General features: G+C 33.7%; 7 protein-coding genes. 5 read left to right on the top strand and 2 right to left on the bottom strand.

Features of this window, described 5'->3' with window-relative positions; all coding sequences use genetic code 11:
- Positions 1–46: 46 nt before the first annotated feature.
- On the bottom strand, positions 47–4240 hold the full coding sequence (locus tag CN925_RS01760; protein WP_098844102.1) for a S8 family serine peptidase: 4194 nt from the start codon (positions 4238–4240) through the stop codon (positions 47–49).
- Between the two features lie 396 nt (positions 4241–4636).
- On the opposite strand from CN925_RS01760, the gene CN925_RS01755 reads away from it, so the two are divergent.
- Positions 4637–5881: a helix-turn-helix domain-containing protein gene (locus tag CN925_RS01755; protein WP_098844100.1), complete on the top strand. Its 1245-nt coding sequence runs from the start codon at positions 4637–4639 to the stop codon at positions 5879–5881.
- A 260-nt stretch (positions 5882–6141) separates the two neighbouring features.
- Here the strand turns inward: CN925_RS01755 and CN925_RS01750 are convergent, their stop codons facing one another.
- The gene (locus CN925_RS01750) at positions 6142–7326 is read right to left on the bottom strand and encodes a Ger(x)C family spore germination protein (RefSeq protein WP_098844098.1); all 1185 of its coding nucleotides are present in this window, start codon (positions 7324–7326) and stop codon (positions 6142–6144) included.
- Between the two features lie 1229 nt (positions 7327–8555).
- On the opposite strand from CN925_RS01750, the gene CN925_RS01740 reads away from it, so the two are divergent.
- From CN925_RS01740 to CN925_RS01725, 4 genes are all read left to right on the top strand, one after another.
- The gene (locus CN925_RS01740; protein WP_098844094.1) at positions 8556–9983 is read left to right on the top strand and encodes an amino acid permease; all 1428 of its coding nucleotides are present in this window, start codon (positions 8556–8558) and stop codon (positions 9981–9983) included.
- 75 nt (positions 9984–10058) lie between these two features.
- Entirely contained in the window at positions 10059–11204 is a 1146-nt protein-coding gene (locus CN925_RS01735; RefSeq protein ID WP_098844092.1) for a Glu/Leu/Phe/Val family dehydrogenase, read from the top strand.
- 361 nt (positions 11205–11565) lie between these two features.
- Complete coding sequence (locus CN925_RS01730; RefSeq protein ID WP_098844090.1) at positions 11566–12750, top strand: CaiB/BaiF CoA transferase family protein; 1185 nt, start codon at positions 11566–11568, stop codon at positions 12748–12750.
- Positions 12751–12762: 12 nt separating this feature from the next.
- Positions 12763–13077: acyl-CoA dehydrogenase family protein (locus tag CN925_RS01725; protein ID WP_142339173.1), on the top strand; the 315-nt coding region annotated here is incomplete at its 3' end.

Below are 13077 nucleotides of genomic sequence, written 5' to 3'. Positions count from 1 at the left end.
GCCCCCAATTAGCATAGGGGGCTTTTGTAAATATAAGAAAGATAGATTATTGTACGCCTAAAGCAATTTTAATGCTTTCTAAAGTAGCAGTTTTATATTGTTTTTGAGGTTCAGGTGCATTTTCTACATATTGATTTTGTTTCAGATAATTCTTTTCTACAAAACTCAGATCAGTAGCATCAACTTTTCCATCAAAGTTAATATCTGCCTCTCGTTTACTAGTGCCCCAATATGTTTGGATGTATAATGCATCTAAAACATCAATTACATTATCTTGATTCACATCACCAGCAACTGCTTGTTTAATAAAGTAGTTACTGATGAGTATCTTTTGTTGACCATAGAGAGTGCCTTTATATTCCAAACCGGACATCACCGGGATTTTGACCATAAAGTGACCAGGTAAAGTGAATTCCCATGTCCATGAATCGCCAGTTAGAGGTAATTTTGAAATTTTAAATCGATTAATATCCTTTACTAAATTCTTCGTAATATCAAATACATTTCCATTTGATTGTGTCAGTTTAATGGATGCACCTGAGTTTGGCCAATCCACATTTTTATATATATTTGTTGTACCTGGATTTAAAAATCCTTCAACATTTATCGGACCTTCTAGTTCAGAGAAGGAAGATAATAATCCCCATGTATAGCCTGCTTTAATTAAATTTGTACTGCCTTCTGATGTGTTAATCGTAACTGTTGGGTCTAGTTTAATAGATGTACTAAAAGTAGTATCCTTCACTTTTAAAGTAAGATCGACAGCAGCCACTTTATCGTCTATTTGAGTCGCTGATGGTAGATCCAATTTTACAGTTGGACTACTTGAATTCGTAAGAGTCACTTTTGCATCTCCGTATTGACTTAACTCCGCATTTGGTTTAGCATCGACAATCTCAAAGTTTTTATCTAGATTAGCGAAAGTCCAACTTGCCGATGATAGTGAAGAAATATTATCTAATTTTAAAGTTGCTTTTACCGTATCCCCCATCGTTACTTCATTGAGTGGGCTGGTGATATAAGCGTTTGGTGTACCTTCTTTGATAAAATAAAATTGTTTTTTTACAGGACTGTTTCCAGCCACATCTTTACCTTTTACTGTAAAACTTTGAACTGGGTATTCTGGATGCATAACAATATCTTCAGTAAACTTTCCATCTTTATCCATGGATATAGGATTGGATTCAGCTGAGCTAATAAATGAATATTGGAAGGCAATATCGGTTAAATCTACATCCATACCCGCATCTTGCATTTCCTTCACCTGTGGATCGGTTACTTGCATTGAAAATGGATAACTTGCTTGGCCAGGTTTGTATTCGTGAAATGGTGATTCTTGATCTAAAGAAGTAGTAACTTCTGGTTGTTCAATATCTACATAATGATCAAGATAGCTTGTAAAAGTTTTACCCGTCAATGAAGTTGAAATCAACTTTATCTTGTAGTAACCTGGTTTTGCGTTTTGAGCAATACTAGAAATCGGATGATCAGGATCACCAGTAAATGGATAATAACTACCAAGTATACTAAGCATTGAAATAATCCATGTATCTGGATTAAGTTTAGAAAGATCAATTGATGTTGCATAACCTAGATCTTGACCTGTTTTTCCATCTTGCCACACGATATCCATTTTTTTCATAGGTGTTTTCATTATAAAAGATAGTGTAGGTGAAACATTACCAGAAGCCATTCCCATCGGTTCTGTTTGCGAAATTCTATACTCTAGAGTAGTAGAGGCTTTATTTAACGCATATCCATAAAAGCCTTCTTCTATTGCTCGTATACTAAATGGGACACGATATTGCTCGTTTTTATCTTTTTGGTTTGTTAGGATAATATAACCAGTATAGATGCCTTCTTTTGCTGTTTTCGGAAAAGTAAGCGATACGTTAACTTTTTTCGTTTCATTTTTCTTTACTTGAATCACTGGATTAATCGCTAATTTTACGCCATTTGTTGTTGGATCAGAGCCACCTTTAATTAATTGGAAATGAACATTTGCACTAAAGGTTTTATTCTCATTCTTAAAGTTTTGCAAAGTGATTGGTTTCTTAATTGAATGATCAGTACCTGTATAAAGCTCACCAAAGCTTAGGCCACCTGTTTGTTCTTCTATACTGATCATTTCTTCTCCATAAGGAATAAGCGTTTCATCTTGAACTTGAACTTTCATACTAGGATGAATTGCTTCGTAAGGGTCAACTCTTCCTGCCCCTTGCTCAAAAGTAAGATAGTCTCCATTTAGTGGTTCAGCTGTATTCATTAATAGAGTTTTGATATCACTTGGTTGTAGGTTTGGATTTGCTTGCAACATTAATGCCGATATACCCGCTACATGTGGTGTTGCCATTGATGTTCCATTCATTCGAGCATAAGCACCTGAGTAATCAGTTGATGTACTTGAGTTAGTAATATAAGCAGGTACAGTGGACAGAATACTCACACCAGGTGCAACTATTTCTGGCTTTACATCAAACGTTTTTAATGCCGGACCACGTGAGCTAAAATCAGCTAGCTTATCTCCCTCAGTTTTAGAAACTGTTACATCCGTAAAGGTAAACTTGTTATTACCTGCAGCTACTTTCGTCTTTAAGACCTGCCCATCTTGTTGCGTTACAGAGAAAGTAGGAATAAAACCACTTGCCTCGCCAAGATATGCTCCAACATGACCTTCTACATTGTTATAAAGTAAAACTGCTTTTGCCCCATATTTTTTTGCAAATTTAATTTTATCAACTAGTGCATAGGAACCGCGTTCAACTAATGCGATTTTGCCTGTTACATCTTTATTTGCGTAGTCAGCATCTCCACCTAATCCAACATCAACCATTTCAAGACTTTTCCCTTTGAATGTTGTTAGATCATCGGAAAAACTTCTTGCCATCGTTTGTAGTTCAATTGAAGATTCAGTTCCGATATTGCCCTTTAAAGTTGTAATTGGCATGGAAACATCACTAGCACCAACAGTAAGTGCTAAAGCCGCTGAACCTGGAGATCCTATTGAATAGAACCCAGGTCCAGAGTTTCCAGCTGCGACCACTGCTGTTACACCACTTAAAACAGCATAGTTAATCGCTGTACTAGTTGGAAAATATGGATCATTAAGAGCAGCACCTAATGAAAGATTCATAACATCCATATCTGCTATTACTGCTTGATCGATTGCAGCAATAATATTTGAGGAAATGCCAGAACCGTATGGACCTAATACACGGTATACATAAAGGTCCGCGTCTGGAGCTATACCTTTTACGGAAATATCACTATTATTTTTTGCCTGTGAAGCGATTGTACCAGATACATGTGTACCATGTTCCGTGTAATAGGCAGAACCGTTTGCATCAAATTCAGCTGATCCTGATTTTTTCCAATCTTCATAGGTTGTTTCCATCGGATCATTGTCATTATTTACGAAGTCATATCCGCCTTTGTAGGCATCTTTTAGGTCAGGATGATTGTAGTCAATACCTGTATCAATAACAGCTACTTTTACTCCATCACCAGTTATGCCTTCTTTATGTAACTTATCCACACCTAAAAATGAAACAGGATCACCAGTCACAGTAGACTCCGTTTTTTCCGGTTTACCGGATTTCCCTTTAGACTTCAAAATAGAAGGGGGCTCGATCGTAAATGTTGTATCCTTGTAAATTGCTTGTACAACATCTGACTGCATGAGTGATTCAACCTGATTTGCCGGTACTGTCATGGAAACTCCATTATAGGAATTTTTGAATGAATGCTTGATTTGATAAGGCGTATCTACTATATTTAAACCTTTTCCAGTAGATGGAGCTGATCGTTGCATACTTTTATTTGCAGGGAGTATTTGTTTGAGATCATTTATAAATGTTGTGTGTTCTTCATCTACTTTGCTTTGTGCTACCTCTCTTGTTAATGATTTTCCCTCCAAAGCAGCATTCAGAACAGCTATTTGTTCTGGTTTTGATTTAAACTGAACGATAACAGAAATCGCTTTGTCTTCTTTCAGCTCTTTTTCATCAAATCCTTGGAGTCCATATTGTTCCTTTGCTTCAGATTTGTGTAAGGCCGCTCGTTGTTCATCCGTTAAGGATGCTAGAATTTTTTCGGCATTGCTTTGTGTAATACTTTTAGTTTTTGCTGATGCATGAATTAAACCAGTGTGCGTCGATGGGAGAATTAGTCCTAATGTTAATACTACAGGGGTTGATTTTTGGATTGTTTGACTAAGCCATCGATGTTTTTCCTTTTTCATAGTTTTCCTCTTTTCATTGTGTAATTAAAAACTTCCAAAAAGTTTGTTTTAAATTTTCGGAAAATTTCTACACTATTTACTTTAATAATCAGATTAATAGTTTGCAAAGGGGGTTATTGTAAGGACTATTAACCTAGTATTCTCCTGTAAAATGCTTTAAAGTTAAGTTTAAATGCTTTGCAGTATTTAAAAAGGTTAGAAAAGTAACAATCTGTTTTGGGGTTTTTGTCTTTATCTCTAGCTATTTTTTATGTTAGAAGGCAAAATGAAACTTGATAAGAATGAAGATATTATTGAAAAAGACAAAATTAGTGATTTAATATAAAAGACAACGATTTAGTATAGGATAAATTAAAGAAAGAAGTTCTTTATCACGTTAAACAATGGGAGGACAGCATGATCCAAGGGAAAATTATAAAATTTTACCGTGAACTTCAAGGTTTAAGACAAGCTGACTTGGGGAATCAAATTTGTTCAAGTACGCACATAAGTAAGATTGAACGTGGTATTACAGAGGTATCTGATGAAACAATTGATTTATTAGCAAATCGACTTCAAATAAATATGCAAGTAGAAATTGAAACCTATTTAAGTTTGAATTCATTATTAAATGAATGGCATGATTCAATTATCTTAAAACTAAATTCTAAAGCAACAAGTATAAAGACAAAGTTAGAAGGAATCTTGCTTTTGAAAATCCAAGATTTTTATCGCTTATTCACTTTAGTTTTAACTAGATATTACTTATTAATTGGGGAACAAACTCTTGCTAAAGCTTTGATAGATGAGATGGATTGTTGGCGTGAACTTTCGCCTTATGATCAGAATATGCTTTACCACATAAAGGGGAAATTTTATCTCGATTATCAAGGTGAATATAAACTTGCGATTTCTTATTTAAAGAAAATAAATGTAACTTACTATAATAATCCTGAATATTATTATGATTTAGCTGTTGCCTACATGTGTATGAATTCCCAAGTACTTGCTTACCATTACGCTAGTAAAGCATTACAATTTTTTGGAAAGGAGAACTGCTTTAATCGAATACTTGAAACTGAAATGTTAATGTTGATTCAAGTTGAACAAGAAGAAACATTTGACATAAAAGATTCTGGTTATCCAAGACTAATTGAAATGGCTGATAACTTAGGTTTAAATGATCAAAAGGCGAAATTACTTCATAATTATGCTTATCTACAATTTCGGAATGGAAACTATGAAAAGGCATTTGATTATTACAGTCAGTCCTTAGATTTACGTGATCGTTCACATCCACATTATCTAGTAACATTAGAAGGTTATTTAAATGCAGCTACGAAGCTAGGCATAAAATCTGAACAAAGCTTAATAAAATTAGCAAAGAAAGGCCAAGCATTAGCGAAAAAAACAAATGATACTATGTATTTTCACTATTTCCAACTACATCTATTTAAGATTCAACATTTAATAGACGAATACTATCATTATCTAGAGACAGTAGCATATCCGTTCTTTAAGGAAATGGGCTATGGTCTTGCAACGGAAAATTATGAAATTAAATTGTTTGATTATTATATAGAAAGAGGAGAGGTTGAACTTGCTAATCGCTTAACACTCTCAATTGTTGAGCGATATCGAAAAAATAGCAAGCTCGTTTAAGTCAAATTGATTCTTTAGGGCCTTGTATGTAATATAGGGCTTTTTATTTTAAGTAAGAAAATTAATTTTAAGAACTGTTTGAACTAAAAAAGGCTGTCTAATTAGACAACCATTAGGAAGACTTATTGAACAAACGCATGATGAACAAAAAGTAATTTATGACTATTTGAATATATTTTCTAACCATGAAAATAATTGTCTTATAAATTTGCGAAACACTGTAAATCTTTATTTTTCCCAATCACTAAAATAGCGGTCTCTTAATCAGTAGGATATGGTTTCGATCTCATTCCGACATTATTAATTTGAACGTCGACAGTCACTGTAACTTTTGCTTTTTTAAATGTTTCATTCCAATTACGTTCATATTTTTTATAAACTTTTGGATTAACCATGTATAATTTTTCACCAAATCCAAATGCATCTCCACCGAGTTTTTTAACTTCAGATATTCCTTTTTCGATTGATTGTTTTATAACATTTTCAGCAGACTTTTCGTATTTATGAAGAGTGATTGCTTTATCAAAATTGTCATTACAAAGTACCTCGTCAATATGACCAATTGATTTAACTTTTATATTTATGATTGGAATATCGTTCTTCATTTTTATTTTGGTTTTTGATTTTACCCGAGAAAGCTCCATCGAATCATAATCTTTTTTATTACATGGTATTTGTATATTCATTTCGTTGATCAGATTATCAATAATTTGGATTGATTTTGCTGGTGGTCCATCTAACCAACCGGCTAATTTTCCGTCTTTAAATATCCCTATGCCATTTATAAGATCGTAACTTGACTTGATTCGTTCCATATTTTCAAGTGTCTGTGATGTTTTCGTTTCATTTTTAAAAATTACACCATTTATGACGGGTTCTCTTCCACTACTAGAAATTGCAGAAATAGCCTCATGCATTAATGTTTCATGGTTCTCACCTAAAAGTGCTGATGTATTTTTAATTTTACCTACAATTGATTTAGCAGATATTTTATCAAGTGGTGCAATATTATTCATTATTTTATCTACGCTGTCATTTCTTGCAATAATGACAGGAATATTTACACGAATTTTAGAATCCCTTTCAAACACATCGAAAATATTTTTCAGTGATTTTTCTTTTGCTAATGTTTCACCTATAATAACAAGGGCAACATGTGAATAAATATTTGATCGAGATCCTTTCTTTGAGATATTTCGTGCAGCTTCCGAAATTGTTCTACCTTTCTCCATTAATGCAATGACTGGAATACCTTGAGAACCTTGCTGTGTTGCAAGTGCACTAGGATTAATAATTTGAATGATTGTTTGATATTTTTTTTCTTTTGGTAAGTAATCAATCCCCATTGCATTCACAATCGAAATTTGGTTTAATTCTTTATAGTTAGAGCAACCACATAAAAGTATACTTACAATAAGAAATGAAATAAAAAATTTCTTTTTCACATTTTATTCTCCAATATCTTGGCTTTTTTGTATTCCTCAAAAGGTTCATGCTTATAATTTTTCCATTTTTTATAATAAAATGTATCATGTTTTAAAGTCCGGAGTAGAAACAAATTCATATATAACATACAAATGAGTGATTCAAAGAGTGAACAAGGATCAAAACCCTCTCTGTAAAACCCCACTTTACTGTCAAAATTTCACTTTGAAATATCCTCTTTTAATCTAAAGTTGCAAGTTTCTAGCATTAATAACCCCCCATTGAAGAGTAATTTCCTAGAGATTATGATTAGTTCAGAAAGATTTTTCAGAATATTAAGAAAGGGAAGTCTCTCTATATATTTAAGTCTTCTAGGAGGAAAAAGATGGGGAAAAATAGACAAAAACATAAAACTGTAAAAAGTTTAGCAGTTTTCGCTTTAACATCTTTTGTCAATTTAAATAGAAAGACTTTTTAATAATTGGTGCAGCAAAAGACTCATGGAATAATTCATGAGTTTTTTTTATTAATCATAGCAAATAAAGGGTTAATGACTTAATTTACAAAACTCATAAACAAAATCAAGGTTAAAATATCCTAATAAACTCTTGGGAGGTATGACATAGTTTTTGTAGAATTTTATCTATTTATGGCATTGTATAAAAATGGAGACCAAAAGGTAGAGAACTACTATTTTAGAATCAATATTAAGTAAAAGACAGAAATAGATCATTGAGGAAAACCATTACTTGAAAAAAATAATTGAGTCTAAAATAAATAAATTGAGTAGATTTTAAAATAAAGTAAGTAGGTAATAGATGAATGGCACGGTTTTTTAATTGATTTTATCATGTTTTTTTGTTGGCATGATTTTTGCTTAATGATTAGTAGGGAGAGATAAGGTTATACTCTCATTTGTTCCTGTAAGAGATGAATCAGAAGAAGGAGGTGTTTTAGAAGAAAAAAATTCATAGGTTCTTACTCACTCGTTTTAAAGGCAACTAGAAATTTGTTTAATAACGTAATTAAGTAGAAGAGAAATATCAAAAAATGGGACAACCCTCTATTCTTCTTTTTATGCGAAATCTATAGCCTTTTTAACTCGGCTTTTCTTTGTTTAGTTTCTGTAGTGTTTTTAGAGTGTATTAGAAAATGTAAAGGCTTACAAAAGTTTGTGCTATTTTAGTAATATGTTTTCTATTATTTCGTTTTATTTTTTCTGAATATTCTAAAATAAAGGTGGGTCAATATGGAATCTAATAATGGAAAAGAGCAGTTACAACGTTCCATGAAAAGTAGGCATTTGTTTATGATTTCACTCGGAGGAGTAATCGGTACGGGTTTATTTTTAGGTTCAGGTCTTACGATCAATCAGGCTGGTCCAGGGGGAGCGATTGCTGCGTATTTATTTGGTGGATTGGTCATGTATCTTGTAATGGTTTGTTTAGGGGAGCTGTCAATTACAATGCCAGTGACGGGTTCATTTAAGACTTATGCTACTAAATATATTGGTCCCGGTACAGGGTTCACAATTGGCTGGATGTATTGGCTTAGTTGGGCAACAACGGTTGGATTAGAATTTACTGCGGCTGGTATATTGATGCAAAGATGGTTTCCTCATGTACCTGTTTGGATCTGGTGTCTTGTGTTTATCGTTCTTTTGTTGGGTTTAAATATTCTTAGTGTAAAAGGTTACGCAGAGGCAGAGTTTTGGTTTGCGGGAATAAAAGTATTTGCAGTAATAGCTTTTATACTGATTGGAGCAGCTACTATTTTTGGGTTTGGTCATAAAGGGAGTTCGGCACCTTTGTTTACTAACTTTACTAAAGATGGTGGACTTTTCCCACATGGGTTTTCAGCTATATTTTCAACTATGATGGCAGTAGTATTTGCATTTCAAGGGGCAGAAGTTGTTGGAATTGCAGCTGGTGAAAGTCAATCGCCAGAAAAGACTCTTCCTAAATCGATTCGTAGCATTATTTTTCGAGTCCTGATTTTTTACGTGTTAGCAATTTTCGTTTTAGCTGCTTTAATTCCATGGAGGCAAGCAGGAGTAGTAGAAAGTCCATTTGTTGCGGTATTTGATCATGTAGGTATTCCATATGCAGCTGATATTATGAATTTCGTTATTTTAACGGCGTTACTATCTGTAGGTAATTCTGGATTATATGTATGTTCTCGCATGCTATGGTCCCTGTCAAAAAGTGGGATGGCACCTAAAGCTTTAGGTAAAGTAAATTCTCGAGGAGTTCCGTTTAATGCAGTATTGTTTAGTCTTCTTTTTGCACTAGTTTCATTACTTACAAGTGTAATATCTGCACAAACGGTGTTTGTCGTTTTGCTTTCTGTAACTGGACTAGCAGGTACATTTAGTTGGATGGCAATTGCCTTGTCACAATATAACTTTAGAAGACAATTTATTAAAAATGGAGGAAATGTTAAGGAGTTAAAGTACAAAGTTCCACTATTTCCATTAATACCGATTTTATGTTTAGTTTTATGTGGAATTTCCATCATATTTATGGCTTTTGATCCTACACAACGATCTTCTTTAATAGGTGGTTTAAGCTTTATGGGTGTAAGTTATCTTTATTACTTTCTACGGCATGGAAAAAATAAAGGTAAGATTGCAATGAAGAATGAACACGGAGAAGTACCGCCACAGCCAAGTATTTGAACCGTAAATATATTACCTTAGATTCTGACATAAGCAAACTATTACAAATGATAATCTTTAAGGAGGCTAAATAATATGAAAAAACCTTACCTAGTTGTTGAGTGGAATGATAGTGTAACAGATGCAAAGGGATGGTTAGTAGTACATAACTTTGTCAAAGGGTATGCAGGTGGAGGAACACGAATGCACTCTACCGTTACAAGAGAAGAAGTAGAACGATTGGCAGAAGCAATGGCCTACAAGTATATGGCTTCAGAAAGTGTCACAACAGGTGGGTGTAAAGCCGGTATTGCATATGATTATAAAGCTCCGGATGCGTACGAAGTATTAAGAAGATTTTTGATTGCAATGATGCCATATGTAGAAGCGGGAGTATCTTTAGGGAGTGATTTAGGTACGAAGTATGAGGATGTACTAAGAGTATTTGATGAATTTAGTGTAGGAATACCATTAACGAAATCGATGAAAGAAAATGTAAGTGTTCAAAATGGAATAAAAGATTTTAATAATTTACTAGCTACTAAAATAGATTGTTTCCTTTTAAATGATGCAGTAACAGGCTACGGTGTAGCATATTGCGCAGATGAAGCGTGGAAGTTTAAAAATAAAAATAAAGAAGCGAGAGTGGTTATTCAAGGATTTGGTTGTGTAGGAGCAAGTTGTGCGTTGAAATTATCACAGTTAGGCTATAAAATTGTCGGCATTTCGGATGCAAACCTACTGGTTACTTGTGAAGAGGGATTAGATGTTCAAAAATTAATTGATCACAAAAATTTACATGGAGAAATGGACCAGGAGTTTTTTGAACCTAATTATGTGGTAAGAAGTAACTCAAAATGGCTAGATGTAGATTGTGACATCTTGGTTCCTGCGGCTTTGGAGGATGTAATTAATATATCGAATGCTAATAAAGTAAAGGCGAGTTTAATCGTAGAAGCTGCAAACATTCCAATTTCTGCTGAAGGTGACAAAATCATCAAACAAAGAGGGATTGATGTGGTAAATGATTTTGTGGCTAATTTAGGAGCAATTAGATTTTATGATGCCGTTATTTTTGGATTAGTGAAGCCTGATCCTCAGGCAGTAATAGATGATATTGAAAAATTATGTAGAAAGAATACCTTTAGCTTATTTACAGAAGCTAAAAAGCAAAATCGATATCAAAGAGATATTGCTTGTGAATTGTTTGAGCCAACGGTAAGAGATTTGATAGAGTGCTAAAGTATTACTTTGTAAACTAAATGGCTACAAATTAAAAGGGGATCCCATTAAGTTGAATTTTTAACTTTGGGATCATTTTTTTTTGAGTGTTGAAATAGTACAGTTCAGTTTTTATATGTATATGAGTTAAATTTGACCGTTTTGAGTGGATTTTAATTTTATTTTTCTCTATTTAGGACTGTAAATACTATCTATATAGTGTTTTGAAGTTGGCATGGTTTTTGCTTTATGAAAGGTATATAGAAAATGAAGGACAAACTATCCCATAAATTTTCTAGAAACCAAAATACAAAAGTCCCTATTTTAGTTTTGTGGAAACTAGAAATTTAGCGGAGGACAAGCAGATAAAGAGGTGATCAAATTGTCGGGGGCATTACATGGTGTCAAAATAATTGATTTAACTAGAGTACTAGCTGGTCCCTTTTGTACGATGATCCTTGGTGATCTCGGGGCTGAGGTAATCAAAGTTGAAAGTATTAACAGTGGGGATGAAACAAGAGGTTGGGGACCGCCTTTTGTTGAAGGTGAAAGTGCATATTATTTATGTGCGAATCGAAATAAGCAAGGTATAACTTTAAACTTGAAGGATGATAAGGGGAAAGAAGTTTTAAAAAAGCTTATTTCAGGAGCAGATGTTGTTGTCCAAAACTTTAAACCAGGAACATTAGCGAAACTAGGTTTTTCTTATGAAGAAATGAAGGAGATTAAAAAAGACATTATTCTTGCATCAATTAGTGGATTTGGTAGCAAAGGACCTAATTCTTCACTTCCTGGATACGATTATATCATTCAGGCGATGTCCGGTTTAATGAGTATTACTGGAGAGAAGGATGAAAAGCCAACAAAAGTGGGAGTTGCGATTTCCGATGTATTAACGGGGTTATTTACATGTATTGGCATTCTTGCCTCATTACAGCACCGAAATCGTACAGGTGAAGGACAAGAAATTGATATATCACTATTTGACTCTCAATTAGCTGCTTTAGTTAATGTGGCTAGCAATTATTTATGTAGTGGAGTTATTCCTGAACGATTGGGAAATTATCATCCTAATATTGTTCCTTATCAAGTTTTTTCAGCTAGCGATGGCGAGATGGTGATCGCAGTTGGAAATGACAATCAGTTTAATCGATTTGCTTTACTTATTGAAGAACCGACTTTATTAGATGAATCATATAGGACCAATGCTAGTCGATTGCAGTATAGAAATCAAATTGAAGAATTGGTTTCAAATAAATTAAAAACAAAAAGTAAAGATGAATGGAAAGTCCTTTTAGATAAAAATGGCATTCCAAACGGGCCCATTTATAACGTAAGTGAGGCTCTGCAGTCTGAACAAGCTAGATCAAGGGATATGGTGGTCAAAGTAAATCACCCTACTGTAAAAGATCTTAAGTTAGTTGGTTCACCTCTAAAATTATCAAAAACACCAGTTGAAGTTTTAAGACATCCTCCGTTGCATGGTGAGCACACTAATGAAGTTTTGAGTAAACTTGGTTATTCCCAATTAGAAATTGAGGAAATGAAACGAAATAAAACAATTTGAGGAGGAAGTAACATGAATTTTTCATTAACAGAAGAACAAAAAAGTGTCAGAAAGGTAGTTAGATCATTTGTAGACCGTGAAATTATACCGTTCATTAAGGAATGGGACGAAAAAGGTCATTTTGAAGCAAATATTTTAAAAAGACTTGCTGATTTAGAACTAATGGGCGTATGTATTCCTGAGCAATATGGTGGAGTTGGAATGGACTATAATACTTTAGCAATCATTTGCGAGGAATTAGAGCGAGGAGATACAGCTTTCCGTACTGCTGTTTCCGTACATACCGGATTAAATAGCATGACATTATTACAATGGGGAACAGAAGAA

Source organism: Bacillus sp. AFS055030 (genome assembly GCF_002574545.1).
Lineage (GTDB): Bacteria > Bacillota > Bacilli > Bacillales > Bacillaceae_G > Gottfriedia.
Note: the sequence above shows the minus strand (reverse complement) of the source record. Positions and strands in the feature narration are given on the sequence as shown.